This is a genomic window from Paraburkholderia aromaticivorans (assembly GCF_012689525.1).
GTDB lineage: Bacteria > Pseudomonadota > Gammaproteobacteria > Burkholderiales > Burkholderiaceae > Paraburkholderia > Paraburkholderia aromaticivorans_A.
The window spans coordinates 3,145,170-3,160,888 of the sequence record NZ_CP051515.1 but is presented as its reverse complement, the minus strand read 5'-3'; the positions used below and the strand labels follow the sequence as shown (position 1 = coordinate 3,160,888).

At 60.4% G+C, this 15,719-nt stretch carries 12 protein-coding genes and 1 pseudogene; 4 read left to right on the top strand and 9 right to left on the bottom strand.

Going from position 1 to position 15,719, the window contains the following annotated elements:
• Positions 1 to 7 precede the first annotated feature (7 nt).
• Both HF916_RS26000 and HF916_RS25995 read right to left on the bottom strand, forming a co-directional pair.
• Entirely contained in the window at positions 8 to 721 is a 714-nt protein-coding gene (locus HF916_RS26000; protein WP_168791621.1) for a phosphonate utilization associated transcriptional regulator, read from the bottom strand.
• Between the two features lie 250 nt (positions 722 to 971).
• A complete protein-coding gene (locus HF916_RS25995) occupies positions 972 to 2,789 on the bottom strand; it encodes a serine aminopeptidase domain-containing protein (RefSeq protein WP_168791620.1) in 1,818 nt (605 codons plus the stop codon).
• A 1,240-nt stretch (positions 2,790 to 4,029) separates the two neighbouring features.
• On the opposite strand from HF916_RS25995, the gene HF916_RS25990 reads away from it, so the two are divergent.
• A complete protein-coding gene (locus HF916_RS25990) occupies positions 4,030 to 5,220 on the top strand; it encodes a right-handed parallel beta-helix repeat-containing protein (RefSeq protein ID WP_168791619.1) in 1,191 nt (396 codons plus the stop codon).
• A 99-nt stretch (positions 5,221 to 5,319) separates the two neighbouring features.
• Here HF916_RS25990 and HF916_RS25985 read toward each other — a convergent pair whose 3' ends face one another.
• Together HF916_RS25985 and HF916_RS25980 are read right to left on the bottom strand one after the other, a co-directional pair.
• Positions 5,320 to 6,198, bottom strand: coding sequence for an SDR family oxidoreductase (locus tag HF916_RS25985; protein ID WP_168791618.1), 879 nt, complete (start codon positions 6,196 to 6,198; stop codon positions 5,320 to 5,322).
• 171 nt (positions 6,199 to 6,369) lie between these two features.
• Positions 6,370 to 7,074 carry a GNAT family N-acetyltransferase gene (locus HF916_RS25980; RefSeq protein WP_168791617.1) on the bottom strand — a complete coding sequence of 235 codons (705 nt, stop codon included), beginning with the start codon at positions 7,072 to 7,074 and terminating at the stop codon, positions 6,370 to 6,372.
• 148 nt (positions 7,075 to 7,222) lie between these two features.
• Between HF916_RS25980 and HF916_RS25975 the strand changes: the two genes are divergently transcribed.
• On the top strand, positions 7,223 to 8,185 hold the full coding sequence (locus HF916_RS25975) for a GlxA family transcriptional regulator (protein WP_168791616.1): 963 nt from the start codon (positions 7,223 to 7,225) through the stop codon (positions 8,183 to 8,185).
• On the opposite strand, the pseudogene HF916_RS51545 reads toward HF916_RS25975, so the two are convergent.
• The 5 genes and pseudogenes from HF916_RS51545 to HF916_RS25950 all read right to left on the bottom strand — a co-directional run bounded on the left by HF916_RS51545 (position 8,182) and on the right by HF916_RS25950 (position 13,220).
• A pseudogene (locus HF916_RS51545) lies at positions 8,182 to 9,422 on the bottom strand (FAD-dependent monooxygenase). The gene HF916_RS25975 and the pseudogene HF916_RS51545 sit on opposite strands and share 4 nt — an antisense overlap.
• A 38-nt stretch (positions 9,423 to 9,460) precedes the next feature.
• A complete protein-coding gene (locus HF916_RS25965; RefSeq protein ID WP_168791615.1) occupies positions 9,461 to 10,402 on the bottom strand; it encodes a LysR family transcriptional regulator in 942 nt (313 codons plus the stop codon).
• Positions 10,403 to 10,552: 150 nt separating this feature from the next.
• Complete coding sequence (locus HF916_RS25960; RefSeq protein ID WP_168791614.1) at positions 10,553 to 11,167, bottom strand: DUF1989 domain-containing protein; 615 nt, start codon at positions 11,165 to 11,167, stop codon at positions 10,553 to 10,555.
• 23 nt (positions 11,168 to 11,190) lie between these two features.
• Positions 11,191 to 12,549 carry an amidase family protein gene (locus HF916_RS25955; RefSeq protein ID WP_206001860.1) on the bottom strand — a complete coding sequence of 453 codons (1,359 nt, stop codon included), beginning with the start codon at positions 12,547 to 12,549 and terminating at the stop codon, positions 11,191 to 11,193.
• Positions 12,546 to 13,220 (bottom strand): FMN-dependent NADH-azoreductase, encoded by a 675-nt coding sequence (locus tag HF916_RS25950; RefSeq protein WP_168791613.1) that lies wholly within the window; start codon positions 13,218 to 13,220, stop codon positions 12,546 to 12,548. Before HF916_RS25950 ends, HF916_RS25955 begins: the two co-directional genes overlap by 4 nt.
• A 246-nt stretch (positions 13,221 to 13,466) precedes the next feature.
• Here HF916_RS25950 and HF916_RS25945 point away from each other — a divergent pair, with 246 nt between their 5' ends.
• Complete coding sequence (locus HF916_RS25945) at positions 13,467 to 14,912, top strand: purine-cytosine permease family protein (protein ID WP_206001859.1); 1,446 nt, start codon at positions 13,467 to 13,469, stop codon at positions 14,910 to 14,912.
• Positions 14,909 to 15,715, top strand: a complete 807-nt coding sequence (locus HF916_RS25940; protein ID WP_168791612.1) for a creatininase — start codon at positions 14,909 to 14,911, stop codon at positions 15,713 to 15,715. The genes HF916_RS25945 and HF916_RS25940 overlap by 4 nt, the downstream gene beginning before the upstream one ends.
• The last annotated feature ends 4 nt before the right edge of the window (positions 15,716 to 15,719 follow it).

The following is a 15,719-nucleotide window of genomic DNA, read 5'->3' as shown; positions in this document are numbered from 1 at the left end:
GCCTGTCTCAGCTTTTGGCGGTACGGTTCGCGGAAGCAGCCCAGCGCTCGTGGGCGCGCCGCATTCTGGCGAGGCCATGCGTAACGTGTTCGCGCACGAGCGCGACCGCGCGCTCCGCATCGCCTTTCGCGAGTGCGTTGACGATTTTCTCGTGTTCCGTCACGGACGTAGCCAGCGCGCTTTTTTCCGATTCGATGGCGGCCTGACGGAGCAAGCCAAGCTGGCGGACGAGATGCCGGTACGTTTCGATCAGATGCTGGTTGCCGACGCCGGAGACCATCGCGTCATGCAACTGAACGTTCAATGTCGTGTACAGGGTGAGGTCGTGGTCTTTCTTCGCCGCTTTCATCGAGGCGATGATGCGTTTGAGCACTGCAAGCGTCTCGGGCGTCATCTGCTCGGCTAACGCGCGGGCAACCGATTCGTCCAGCATGGCGCGAACCTGGTAGATTTCTTCTGCCTCGCGCAGCGACAGTGCGCGCACCGTGACGCCGCGGTTTTTTTCGGTTTTTAGCAAGCCCGCCTGTTCCAGCGCGCGAAACGCTTCGCGCAATGGTCCGCGAGACACGTTCAGTCGAGCGGAAACTTCGACTTCGTTCAATTTCTCCCCAGGGGCGAATTCCCCGGAGACGATGCCCTGTTCGAGCGTTTCCTGGACTAGCGTGGCAAGGGAGTGCCGCTGCAACAATTCAATCGCGCTGGAAGGGGTTGGCGTGGTCATCGATGAGCGGTTTGCAGTGGAGAATGGAGGGCGTAGCGTCAGTCTCCTGAACATAGCGTGGCACGTTGTTTATTGTCAACAACCATCGGCCCCGTCGCGCCTGACACGCGGCGGCCTCCGCGCCATTTTCGGTCAATACCTGCCTGGCCACGTCGAGGAAGGACTGCACGTGCCGCGCAGCCCTACGCCCGGCAAGGCAGACCGAGCCTGCCCTGACCCATCATCGGAAGCCGGAGCCCCGGCTTCTCGCTCAACGCTGCTGCGGCACCGCCAACACCGGATTGACGACCTTGGGCGCCGCCGCCTTCTGATGCAGATCCTTGATGAACGCCTCGCTCAGCGCAATGACTTTTGCCGACGCCCGCGGATCAAAAAGCGCGTGATCGAGCTCATCGAAAACGACCGCCTTGACATGCGAAAAGCGCGACAGCTTCTTCCCGCGCTTGCCGAAATGCGCATTGAGCTGTTCCATTCCTTCATCGCCTGAACCGTAGACGAAGAGAGTCCGCACGCCCTTGCGTTCGAGCGCGTGAACGACGCCATGCGGGTGCGTCAACGTATCGGCTTCGGCCGCGCCCGTACAGTTGCCGGTTGCGCCCAGCCTATGCGAATGCAGGCGCGCGATCAAATTCGAAGCGACGGCCTGCGCGATCGGCCGGAACTTGCGCTTTCCGCTCAGGACGAGCCACCACTTGGACGGCTTGAATATCGCAGGCCCGACACGCTTCAACGAGTTGCGCTGCAACTCCTCCAGTTCCGCCATCGACATGTGTGGGGGTATGTAAAAACGCACAATATTGACCGCGATGACGGCCGTGAGAGCCGGCTCCACGAGCGCCGCGCGCAAGGCGCTGTAGGCGCCCGAGCAGATCCCGAACGAGATGACCGTTTGATAGCCCTTGCGCTTGAGCCAGGCGGCGGCCGTCGCGACATCCTCGATGGTCGTGGATGCATGGATCTTCGGGACCAGATCGAGTGGCCCTTGTGCCGTACGCGGAGGACTGTCGCCGATGCCGCGCGCATCGATGCGCATCGACGGGATGCCGCGCCGGGCCATTTCCCGCGCAATTCGAACCGACAGCCGGCTGTCGCCGTGATGCACGCTGCCGGCGGTGTTGGTGATGAGCATGACGGGCCCATACGCGATCCTGCCGCGCGGTTCGCACAGCATGCCGAACAGGCCGTTGGCGCCGAAGATGACCGGGCGCTCGCGGGCTTCGGGCGTCTCGATGATCGCTTCGTCGTCGAGGGATACGCTCGGCCGTGCGCCTTTATTCACCGAGCTGTGGACGCGCGTACCCGGGGCGCCGTCCACGATCCATTGCACGACCCGTTCAAACGCGCGAGCCGGTACAACCGACGACTTCGTCTCATCCAAATATTCGAGGTAGCCTTCCAGCGCGCCCGTTTCGACCGCGACGCCGCGTCCGCGCAGCGTCGAACACAGCGCGGCGCTTGCGCGGGCGCGTGCATCGAGCACGAGGGCACGCGTGAGAACCGGAGAATGTTCGTCCATTGTCTCCGAGAGATCGAGCGCGTCCAGTTCACTGCAAAGCCTGTCGCTGTAAAGCTGTCCCAGCACGTTGAACGGCTTGTCGCGCTGCGTGGCACGCAAGGGCGGGGCGAGATTGTCGAGCCAGACCTTGCGCAGCGCCGCCAGTTCGCGCAGATAGGTGCGCCCGCGCGTGACAGGCGCGAGCAGCACGAGCGAGTCGGCCGCGCATTCACGCGATGCCAGTGCTGCCAGGGTCGCACCGAGACGCAAGCCGCAGAGCGTCACGCTCGTCACGCCGGTTTGTTCCTTGAGGCGCCTGACGGCCGCGACGATATCGGACACGAAGGCATCCAAGTGATGGGCATTGCCGTCGACGCCCGCGGAGTCTCCCGTTGCCAGATAGTCGAAGCGCAGCGCGGGAATACCGTACGCGGACAGCTCTTCGGCGAGGTAACGGATGCCCTTGTGGCACCACGGCTCTTCATGGCCAAACGGACTGCAGAGCACCACGCCATGTGTGCCTTGCCCAGGATGAAGCCATCCAAAGCGTCCACCGAATGCGATCGGTTTCATAGGTTGCCTCGACCGGCAGGGTTATCGTCGCCGACTGGGGCCGGGTGGCAAAAAGCGGATGTTGCAACGTCATTCGCAACTGCACCGCGCAATGTTCTCGTCTCGTAGTGCATCAGTGTGAGCCTCTTTTTGTTTTGAGCGTTTTGGTCGATTGGATCGCTCTTTAGAGGTCGGTTCGGTGCGCTAAACAACATTGCACGAAGCAGAGAACGAATTTGACCTGGACAACGTTTGTCTTTTAACGGCGTTCAATGACTGCGCATATCTTATTTAAAGAAGTCGATTAAGGATTTACCCGTAGCCGTTGCGTTTTAACGTAAGTTCACGCGGACTGTGCGAATTCGCACATAGCGCTGACGATTGCCGCAGTAATGTATTTTCGGCGAAAATCGACCTCCGGACAGAACCGGGGCATAAATTGGAATGAGACTGTTCGGCAGTACCCGTCCGACGAAATAAAAATACGCTAAATGCGTTGTTTCAGTACGTGGCGCGGATAAATCAATCCTGTCGGCGAGCGAGCCTCGCGATGTGCGCAAGTACGCTCGCGCGCAGGTGGCCGACGCTTGACGGAGACCGCCAGTTCAGCCGGATTCGGTGTGCCTTCCATGCGACTGGAGCCCGGGAGCGCGCTGGCCGCAAATTTTTGTAATCTATTCCTTTCGAATAAATTACTCATATATTTGATTATATTTAATCAGACGATAAAAATGTGTCGTTCTTGATACGTTTTTATCTTCATACTTTTAAAAAAATACGCTATTCAACAGACGAAAGCATCGGTATGGAAGTCGTTGAAAAGATAGAGGTTCAGGGAATTTGTTCCGGATCTCGTAAAAAGTATGATGATATGATGTACATATTGTAACAAGTGTGACGTAGGACTGACTTTGGTAATCTGATACGATTATTAAGAGATGGTAATAATTTACCTTCTAGCTATTACTATGTATCTCATCGGCCGCTTTAGCGCCATCGAAATGCAAGTCTGGCGACCCCTTCCGGAAGACCCTGCTTTACCAATCCTGAAGTTCTCTTTGCTTTAAGCGGAGATCTCTTCGGGTATTCGCTTGCGCCTGCGCGTAATCGCATTGCCGATTACGCGAGGTAACTCGTATTTAAGCGTTCGGGCTTTTGCGCCCGTTATCTCGCTTAATTTCCCTGTTAACGCCCGTGTGGTTGAGGTCGTCTGCCTGGGCTTTGGCTTTTCGATCGCGCCGGCATAGTTGGAAAGACTTGAATGATTAAGAATACACCAGCTGCAAGACTCCCAATTTCAAATACTGAACTCGCGGTCCGTCGTAAATTTCTGACATCGCTATTGGCCGGCGGCGGCGCGTTTGTGCTCGCCGCGTGCGGCGGTGGCGGCGATTCCGCGAGTCCCGACGAAGTAGCGAACCGAGGCCGACATGGCGGCGGCGGCGCCTCGAACCCGAGCGGCGCCAGTTCCTCGAGCGGTGCGAGCTCACCGGCAGCGGCAAGTTCACCGGCAACGGCAAGCTCCCCAGCTGCGGCGAGCTCCCCGACCAGCACCCAAGGCGTTCTTCTCGACACGTCATTCGGCGTAAAGGGCGATGGAACCACCAATGATCGCGTCGCGCTCCAGCGCGCGATCGACGGCTCAGTCGGACAGATTTTGCTGATTACCGGCCAGAGCCGTATCGATGCAGCCGGTCTCGATCTGCGCACCAATAGCCACGTGCGATTCGCAAGCGGCGCTTCGATCAAACTGCTGCCGTATAACACCGACACGTACGAAATCCTGCGTTTGGCGGACGTGAATAACGTCACGCTCGAAAGCCCGTATCTCGACGGCAGCAAGGAATTGAATTCGACGAAGTCGGGTGAATGGGGCATGGGGATTTCGATTAATGGCGCAACGAATTGCACCATTACGTCTCCGACCACGATTAATTGCTGGGGCGACGGCATTTATATCAATAATAGCGATAAAAATGGCGCTTACAGCACGAACATTACGGTGAATTCTCACCACGCGACCGGATGCCGTCGCCAAGGCGTATCGATTATCAGCGGCAGCGGGATCACGTTTAATAGTCCGCTTTGGGAAAATATCGGCGGAACGGCTCCCGGTGCTGGTCTCGATATCGAACCGAATGACAATACCGCCGTGTTTCAAAACATCCGCATCGTCAGCCCGACGACGAATAACTGCGCCGGCGGCGGGATTAACGTTTATTTTGGATTCTTCCCGGGTCCGGTCAGCAAGACGGTCAGCATCGCGATTACCGGTCATACGGATACGGGCAGTCCCGGCGGCTCATTCAACGTCCAGGGCCTTCATTTGAATGGCTACGTCGTGAATGGATCGATTACCAGTGCCAATCCGGTCTGGAAGACCGGGCTGAGCCTGGAAGACTGGGACAAGGGCGGCCCGACGGTGACGGTCACCAACGCGCGCATCAGCTGATGTAAGTGTTCTGCCGGTGGTGCGATGCCGCAACGGATCGCGCCCCGGCTGCCTGACTAGTCGGTTGGGCCGGCCTGGGTGCCGGCCCAAGACGTATTTTCAGGCTGCTGCGAAACCCGTTCGTGGTTCCGCGAACTGTCCGAGACCGAGACTCTCCATCAACTGGGCTTGAATCGACGCTGCTTGAGCGTTGATAGCGTCGGCGCCGAATGATTGCCCCACTACCAGACGTGCGGGACGCGTGCCGTTTGGTTGCTCAACTATCTGGGCAATTGCTTCGGCTACGTCGTGCGGGTTCGGAGCGTTGTCGCCTTCGAACAGCTCCATCAACGTTTGTACCATCTTGTCCGGTATCGCACCGATTTCGCCGTAGCCGACGCCCCGCGCGGCGTCGCCGGGTCGCTGGGCACTGGCGAAAATATTCGTTGGATAGTTGCTGGGTTGAACGAGAACCACATCGATGCCCAACTTCGACAACTCATAGCGGTAGCTCTCGGTTAACGCTTCGATTGCGAACTTCGACGCGCCATATAGACCGAAGAAAGGGAAAGTCACCCGGCCGAGGATCGAGCCGATATTGATAACCAGGCCGCCGCCCTGTTCCCTGAAAGCCGGCAATACAGCGCGCAGTGTCCGTTGGATACCGAATACGTTCACATCGAAGAGCGCGCGTACCTGTTCTGTCGTGAACGCTTCGGAGATGCCCGCCGAGCCAATGCCCGCGTTGTTGACGAGAACGTCGAGGCGTCCCGCCTTGTCGAGCACTGAAGTCACGCCGTGCTCGACGGAGCTGTCGTCTGTCACGTCAATCTCGACGACATGGATTCCCTTGGCTCGCAGGTTCTCGGCATGGGGCCGGTTACGATCGGCGACGTCGCGCATGGACGCGAATACCTGGTGCCCGGCGTGTGCGAGCGTCTCCGCGGTATCGCGGCCGAAGCCACTGCTAGCCCCGGTAATGAGGATGTTTTTGAGCATGATGAGTTTCTTTCACCGGCTGACGACGAGGGATGGAGAGGAAGAATCGCTAAGCGGTACGAACCGTCCAGAGAGATGACGGATTCGCTTCCGTCGCTCAATGTGATCGCCGAGTAACCGACGGTCAGCCGCAATTCGACGTCTCCCTGAATGGGCTTAAAGAACTGCGGTCTAATGCGAATCAGCATGTCCGATGCGGGTAAGCTGAAACGTGCGACGCAATGCGAAGCCCAGACGCTCATACAACCCAATCGCAGAGGCGTTGTCACTGAACACGTGCAGAAACGGCGTGTCCCCCCGTTGCTCAATTTCTCTACGCAAGACTTTGATGAGCCGGCCAGCAAGGCCATGTCCCCGATAGTCTTCATCTACGCAAACGGCGCTGATCTCAACGTATCCGTCGACGCGCATCCGTTCACCGGCCATCCCGATAAGACGCCCCTGCTCGCGAATTCCAATGTAGTTGCCCATTTCGCCCGTTCGCTTGCCGAAAGGGCCGGGCTTGGTCTTCTGGGCCAGGGCGAGCATATCTTTCGCGTCCGCGTCACCCAACCGGATTACCTCGTGGTCGTCCACGCTCCCTGCTTCGTGGTGCCGGGCGATCATTTGATGGATCACTCCCGCGTGCGTCATCTGAAGCCCGTCTATCGGACCGATCGGTTCATCGGAGCGCAGGACGACGGCCTGCTCGTGAGGTAACAGAAGCTGAAGGAGCGCCTGGTATGCCGCGGGCGTTTCGGATGCCAGAGCAGCAAAGGGCGCCACATCGGGGTGGTATCGACGGGCAAGCCCATCGCCATATCCGAGGTGCGCCTGCTTCGTGGTGAGGGCCGCCCAGATCGGACGGTCGAGGTCAGCTTCTATCGAACCGCTCATGCTTTCTCCTTTGCCAGCGCGACTGTGTGCCAGCGGCTTGATTGAATGGTCAGCCAGCGCGTCAGCTTGGCCGCATTGCTATGCAGTCTAGACGTCCGGTCGGCACGAGGCTATAGTCGCAAATGACATTAATGGGGTTATTTGCGACATGAGACTGGTCATCTTCGCGCTGGACGGCCTGTTCGACACCGGGCTCACGGTCCTGCTGGATACCTTTGCGACGGCCAACGAACTGGCCGCTGCTCAAGGGTTCGCCGCACCGCCCTTCGACGTCAGGGTCGTCGGCGTGCGCAAACGCATCCGGACCGCGCATGGTTTGTCGACGGCGGTCGAACTGGCCAGCACCGTTCGCCGCCCGGATTGGGTGGTGGTGCCTGCGCCGAATGTCAGGCAACCGGAGCGCCTGATCGAGGCGCTGGAGCGTCCAGACGTGCGCGACACGATGGCGTACCTTCGCACCTGGCATGCTGACGGCGTTGGCGTCGCGGCTGCCTGTATCGGGACTTTCCTGTTGGCCGAAGCCGGGCTGCTGGATAATCGCGAGGCGACAACCACCTGGTCACTCGCACCTTTCTTCCGCCAACGCTATCCGGCTGTCAATCTGGACGATTCACGCATGGTCGTCGCCTCGCATCGCGTAGTGACGGCGGGTTCCGCGATGGGCCATCTCGACCTTGCGCTATGGTTGCTGCGTCAGGCAAGCCCCGAACTTGCGACGCTGGTTGCCCGCTTCATGCTCATTGACAAGCGTTCATCCCAGGCCGAATACATCATTCCCGATCACCTCGCCCACGCCGATCCCTTGGTCGCGAGATTCGAGCGATGGGCTCGCGACAACCTTTCCTCGGGGTTTTCGCTTCAGGCGGCAGCGGCTGCGTTGTCCGTCGGCCCTCGCACGTTGCAGCGCCGTACCGAGGCAGTGCTCGGTAAGTCGCCCCTGGCCTTCTTCCAGGACTTGCGAATCGAACGCGCGCAGAACCTCGTCTCGATTGGCTACGACCTCGAGAGAATTGCGAGCGAGGTTGGGTATGCCGACTCGGCGACATTGCGGACTTTGCTGCGTCGGAGGCTCGGCCGCGGGGTGCGGGAACTTCGCGCCGAAATGCGCTAGCGTCCCGACGACGCTTCGCCGAACCATCGCGACGCGGCGTGAGCAGCCTCCTCATGGTCAGGGGAAGCCTCGCCGGCCCAGGCGACGAAGCCATCAGGGCGCACCAGCACCGCGCTCAAGCCACGCCGATCCTTGACGTCACTCCCGACATACGTGATCTGACCACGCCAGCGACTCGCCAGTGTCTGAAGCGATGCACGAGCGTCAAAGTCCAGAAATACGCCTCTACCCTTCGTGAGAAGCTCGCCGAGCTTTGCCCCGTCGATCAACTCGAAATCGGGAGCGCTGCGGCCCACCAGCGGGTGGCTGCTGCCAAAATCGTAGCGGAGAGCCGTACCCCAGACGCGCTCGGCGAAGTAGGTAGCACCATCGCGCGTGTCGATGAGATCACGGATGATGGCTTCGAGCGCGCGCGAACTTCGGCTCGGCCGCATGAGCGCGACCTGGGCGCGCGACCAGTCGAGGACCTGCGCTCCGACCGGATGCCGTTCGCTCGCATAGCTGTCGAGCAGACCGGCCGGCGCGTCGCCGCGGAGGGTCGCAGCGAGCTTCCATGCAAGATTCATCGCGTCGCCTAGACCCAGGTTGAGGCCTTGGCCGCCTAAGGGGGAATGGATGTGTGCGGCATCGCCTGCGAGCAGCACCCGCCCTTTGCGGTAAGCCGTCGCGTGATAGGCGCGATCTGTCCAGGTGGTGGCAAGCCGCCGGCCTTGCGCACTGTGCTGCGCCCGCCGTCACAACCGACGAGCCATCGTCCGCGAAACATTTCACTACCGGCGCGAACGGTCACGTCTTCCTCCGACTGGTCGAAGCCATCGACGCCGACACCGCGCCTGATCTCAACCCCCAACGCGATGGCGCGAGCGGCCAATTTGGATTCGAGGTACTCCATCTCGACCGCCATGCTGGTGCCGGCCGGAGTTGGAAGGCGATACTGCCACTTCGATGTATCGATGTTGTCGTGATAGAACTGGATGCCGGCAAAATGGCCGCCCGGGCGGCGCGGCTGCTGCATCCAATGCGCCGCATTCGACGCGCTGCTGCCCGAGTCATCTTTCGCGCGTTGCGGCACCGCGATCTCGTTCAGCAAACCGCGACGGTAGAAGGCTTCGATGGTGGGCGTCGACAGGCCGCGCAATCCGAACGGAAGCCGCTTGAATGGAGAGCCAGGATCCTCGGCTTGCTCCAGCACTAACACCGAGAGGTCTGCGAGGCGCAGCTCACAGGCGAGAAACATGCCGACGGGTCCGCCGCCGGCAATCACGACGTCATGGATCAAAGTGAAGTTCCTTTAAGCGCCCTGTCCGTCACCGCGGACTTGTCGCGAAACGACCGGGCCTCTTCACGGAGCCACTTCGTGAAGCGGCCGAGACTTTTTTTACGACGTGGCGAAGACATCTCCACGAGACGATACGAGAAACCCGGCAGACAAGGGCCTTCGATCCGGCGCAGGCGTCCAGTGCGGAGTTCTTCGTCTATCAGCACGTTGCTGCACATCAACGGCCCGAGGCCACACTCCGCGGCGTAGAGCGCGAGCATTTCCTCGCTGTACCAGGAAACGCGGAAGTCGACCGTTTGATCGTGTTCGACAAGCGCGAGCCACGCGGACCAGTCCGGCGCATTGAGCGCGGGGTTTTCCCACTTGTAGGCGAGCAACGGGCGTTGGCGGAAGTCTTCGATCGTTGGGACACGATCCTCTGGACAAATGCCGCGCTCGGCAACCGCGATATAGCGGTCCTCCAGAATCACGGAATCCTGTTGATCCATTTCGACCGGGCCATACCGGATAGCGAGATCGATATCCTCGGCGCCCAGATCGACGGTTTTTTCCGAGCCGTGAATATGCACCGTGATGTCCGGGTGGATCGCATTGAACCGCGACAGCCTCGGCATCAGCCAGCGCTGCGCAAATGCACGGGTAGCCGAGATCTGAATGGAGTCTTCGTCGACGTGACCGCTGACGACCTCGAACGCCTCAGCGATCTGGTCGAAGCCGTCTCTCACGAGCGGGTAGATCGTCTTGCCCACTGGCGTAAGCGTGACCGCGCGGCCCGTTCTTTCGAAGAGTTTGTGGCCGATGCGTGCTTCGAGTTGTCGAATCTGGTGACTCACCGCCGTGATGGTCACTGACAGTTCGGCCGCGGCGGCGGTAAAGCTCTGATGTCGGGCTGCGGCCTCGAATGCGCGGATTGAATTGAGCGGTGGTAACTTACGCATGGCGAAATATCTTCATCCGGAAGCCGGCCGGTTGCAGTGAATGCATTTTACCGAATACAGCCGCGACCGCCCAAGGCAGCGCGGCCGTTTCGTCGACATCACGGCAAACACCGGGCCGCTGCGAAGCGGCCTGCGTGCGAATAAGCGCGTTCAACTGATCGAATAATGTGCGTCCGTCGGCTTCATGCCGTTGACGGCCGTGACGTCCTGCGGGCAGGCCGACATCACGATGATCAGATCCATTTCCGCGCGCAGCGCGACGTACTGGCCAGGCTGACTGACTGGCGGCGCGAATTCGAGCTGACCATTCCCGTGTACGGGCACGTTCATGAACAGGTTCAGCGGACAGGGCGTGTCTTGCGCCTTCAGACCGAGACTTGCTAATGCAGCGTCGAGGTTGTCGGTGCAACTGTCATGATGGCCGATGACACCCAGTTGCTCGTAGCGATACTTGTCGCAGGCCGCGATCAGCGTGTCGTGCACGCCCGGCGTCGTGTCTTCGACTAGCGTCAGGATGGCCCGCCGACGGTTGGTGAGCAGTGCGTCGCCGACCCGTGGCGCGAGCTTGAGCATCGACACGCGACTATGCTCCATCGACATCGCTTCGCCGACGTCATCCTGATTGAACGCCCAGGTGTCGACCACCTGGCGACCGTGCGTATTGATCACCTTGATCGTCATGCCTTTGATGAGTTTGACCGCCACGCCGCCACGCGCTGGGATACGGATGCGCGTGCTGTCAGGATCGATAGTTGTCGTGTTCATTGAGCTGTTCTCCACTGAAAGTTTCATTGGACTGGCGGCGCCAGCAGCGCGGACTCGACCGCGAGACAAGTGCGCAACAGTCGATCTTCGTGCCCTTGAGGCGCAGAAAAAAGCACCGACGTAGGCAAGCCCTGTACATCGACGCCCGACGGCATGGCAACACCTGGCATGTCGAGGAGACTGCCTGGCATCGTCAGCGAAAGCGTTTCCAGATTGGTCGAGGCAAACAGGCCGTCGTCGGCTTCGAGTGCGGCAAGCGATGGCGCGACATGCTTGACCGTCGGCGTGACAAGTACCGCATCGCCAAGTTCGTGCCGCATGCTCAGCATGAGTTCGGCGCGTAGCGCCCGGATGCGGGCTTCCGCGTTCCGGTCGATATCTCTGGCGGCCAGGAGTCTGTTGCGGACACGACGATCGATCTGAGCGCCGCGTTCGCCTTCGACCACATGCTGAAGCAGCGACCACGCCTCGATGGCCCCGAGCCAGCCAAGCGTCGCGAGCAGTTCAAGTGTGCGCGTGAACGCTTCGACGGGGCGCTCTACCACGCGGGCGCCATGTCGACGCAAGCGCGTCATGACGCTGCGCAGATTCCGCGCGACGTCTGACTGGAGCGCCGGGTCTTCAAGCACGGATGAATCGACAATAAACCGGACCTCCTCCAATGGCGTCTCGCGCACCTCGAGATTCTCGCAGCCGCGCATCGCGCCGTCGAGTAGCACGCAGTCTTCGACGGTACGGGCGAGCGGACCGAGCGTATCGAGTGTGACGGCGAGCGGATGCACGCCGTCCATGTCGTATCGGCCGATCGATGCGCGAAAGCCGGTCAATCCATTGAACGCCGCCGGGACGCGGATCGAGCCGGCGGTATCGGTTCCGATCGCCGCTGTCACCAGGCCGCGTTGCACCGCGATCGCGGACCCGGACGACGAACCGCCGGGTGCACGTGGCTCTATCGCAGGGAAGTCCGCAGTGGGCGTACCGAAGTGCGGATTGAGTCCAAGGCCCGAGAAGGCGAATTCGCTCAGATTCGTCTTGCCGATCGGAATCATGCCTGCTGCCCGCATGACAGCAATCACGGCGGCGTCCCGGGATGCCGCCGGTGAGTCGATTCGCGTGATCGAGCCGGCGGTCGTTCTGTTGCCTGCCACGTCGATCATGTCCTTCACGGCGAACGGAATTCCGTCGAGCCGGCTAAGCGGCACGCCCAGTTTGCGCCGATGCGCCGATGCCACCGCGTAATCACGCGCTCGCTCGATGAACGAGATGAAGACGCCACGCGCCGCGCGCGATTTCGCGATCGCACTGCTGACCAGGTCGACCGCGTCGATGCTGCCGTCGTGCAGCTTCAACGCAGTGCCGGCCATCGTCAAAGGGGTGTTCATGAATGTTCGGTTTGCAACGTGGTCTGGCGAGCGGCCGCCAGTTGGCGGACCAGCACCGGCACTGCGGCGAACGCGTCGGCCACTGATGCTTCATGCCGCGCGCCGCCGAATTCCTGATAGCTGATGCTGATCGCGTGGCTTTCTTCCACGCCCAGATAGTGCGCGCAGGTCAGGATGTGGGTCTCCAGGTGATTCATCTTCTCGCGGACGCCGCCGGGCCCGAATCCGAACTCGCCGTGCGAACTCAGAATGACGAGCTTCTTGCCGCTCATGACAGGCTCCAGCGGAAAGTCTCCGCGTGCTAGATCGAAAGTGAACGTCTTGCCGATACGGATGACCTTATCAAACCACGACTTGAGGGCTGCGGGCATTCCATAGTTATACATCGGCGTGCCGATCACGATCAGATCCGCGCGGTCGATTTCATCGATCAGTTCATCGGATAGACGCAATGCATCGCGTTGCTCCGGCGTGGCGTTTTCTTCAGCGGTGAAGACGGCGGCAATCCAGTCTTCCGTGATGATGGGCGGCGGATTGGCCCCGACGTCGCGGGTGATGATTTCCGCAGCCGGCTCGAACTCGCGCCAGGCGTCGATGAAGCCGCCCGAGAGCTTGCGGCTGAGCGACCGGCCATTGCGCGCGCTGGCATTGATATGAAGAAGAGTAGTCATCGCGTGTGTATTCCTTTGCTGGCTGAAACCGAAAGAACAGGAATACTCATTTAGCCATGAAGCTTTGGTTGGCGCGATTGACGAATTTTTGCTGCGCGTTGAGAAAAATTCAACCGTCGCCGACGCGAGGTGGATGCCGCATTTTTTCTCAACCACGGTTGAGAATTGATCGATTTCGCCGTTTATTTGTCTCCGCTTTAATCGGCACTCAGCGAATCAGAGTCGCGATCTCAGGAGGAGACAGTCGTGTCGAACGATCAGATAGCACAAGGGAATGCGGACACCGGCACTGCATTCGATATGCACGGTATCGAGCCCGTGCCAGGTAACAGCCGGACATCCGGCCAGTTGGACCAGTTCTGGATCTGGGCGGGTGCAAACGTCGCGCCGATCAATTGGGTGCTGGGGGCAATTGGCATCCAGCTTGGTCTGAGCCTTGTCGAGACGCTAACGGTTATCGTGATCGGCAATGTGCTGGGGTGTGCGTTGTTCGGCGCCATGTGCGTGATCGGACATCGCTCGGGTGTTCCGCAGATGGTGCTGTCGCGGCTCGCTTTCGGCCGGCGCGGCGCGTGGCTGCCCACGTTCATGCAGGTGCTGATGCCGATGGGATGGGTGGCGATCAATACGTGGATCGTCCTGGACCTTGCCGTTGCCGCGCTCGATCGCATGGGGATCGGCGGCGGCATCGAATTGAAATACGTCATCGCAATCGCGGTCATGCTGATCCAGGTCGGCATCGCGACATGGGGCTTTCACGCGATCCGGTATTTCGAGCGCTATACGATGCCGTTCGTGCTGGCCATCATGGTCGTGATGACCGTGGTTGCCTTCACGCACGTCGATATCCACTGGCACGTTTCGACCGCTCACGGTATCGGCAAGTACTCCGCGATGAGCAAGCTGATGACCGCGATCGGCATCGGCTGGGGTATTTCATGGCTCGTCTATGCATCGGATTACACGCGCTTCACGAAGCTGACGTTAAGCAGTCGGCAGGTGTTTCGCGCGACTTCGCTCGGCATGTTCGTGCCGACCGTCTGGCTCGCGTTTCTGGGGGCGTCGATCGCGTCGGCGGGAAGCGGAGCCGATCCAGCCCAGCTCATCATCGCCGTGTTCGGTGCCATGGCGCTGCCCGTTCTGCTCGTGCTCGTCCACGGTCCGATCGCGACGAATATCGTCGTCATCTACTCGGCGGCACTGGCTACGCTGTCGCTCGATCTGCGTGTTCCGCGCTGGGTCGTCTCCGTTGTATCCGGCGTTGTCGGTCTTGTGATCCTTTATCTGTTCCTGCACTCGGGCGCGTTTGCGAGCACCTTCGAAGATCTGATGGTCTTCTTTGTCGTGTGGATCGCGCCGTGGGCCGGCATCGTGCTGGTCGATTTCTTTCTGGTCCGGCGCGGCCGGATCAATGTCGCCGCGCTTTACTGTCATCACTCGGTGAGTGAATGTGGAGACGTGAAGTGGTCCGGCATCGCGGCGCTGGCGTTGGGTGTCATCGCGGCGTGGCTCTTTCAGGTCGGCAGTGTCGAGTCGCTGCAAGGACCCATCGCGATGGCGCTAGGCGGTATCGATCTCTCATGGCTCGCCGGGCTCGGAGTGGGTGGCGGCAGCTACTACCTCTTTCATCTCGCGCGACGGGACGCCCGCTCGGAGTCGGCATCGCTCGCCGATAACAGGAGTTCGACATGAATAGCGTGCGCATGAGCGACATCAGCTGGGTCGAGTACGAACGGCGGGTCAAGGCCGGAGCGGTCGTGTTTCTGCCGTGCGGCGCGACGGAGCAGCATGGGCCCCATCTTCCGCTTGGAACGGATGCGTTGCTGGCAAGCGCGATTAGCGAGGACGTGGCCCGTGAGACGGGCGGCATCGTGGCGCCGGCAATTTCATACGGCTATAAGTCACAGCCCAGGAGCGGCGGCGGTCAGCATTTCTGCGGCACCACGAGCGTCGACGGCGCGACGTTGAGCGGAATGATCCGCGATGCGGTGCGAGAATTTCATCGACACGGCGTCAGGCGTCTTGTGATCGTCGTCGGGCATTTCGAAAACCAGTGGTTCGTCACCGAGGGTATCGAGCTTGCGATGCGGGACATTGGCGAAGGCAGTGGAATGGAAGTCATGCGTGTCGAGCACTGGGAGTTCTGCCGCAACGAAACGCTCGATGCGATTTTTCCAGACGGGTTTCCTGGCATTGCGCTGGAACATGCCGCCGTGATCGAAACGTCGATGATGCTCCACTATCATCCGCAACTGGTCTCACTCGACAGCATCCCGGCGCACGGGCCCGCTGAATTCCCCACCTACGATATGTACCCGCCCCGCACCGCCTGGGTGCCGTCGAGCGGCGTGCTGTCGTCAGCGAAGGATTCGAGTAGCGAGAAGGGGCGTTTGCTGGTGACGGACGTAGTCGACGGGATCGCGGCGGCCGTGCGTCGTGAATTCGGACTGGCCGGTCATGCGTCGGAGCGGAAGATGCTTCCAAGGCTCGCGTGAGTAA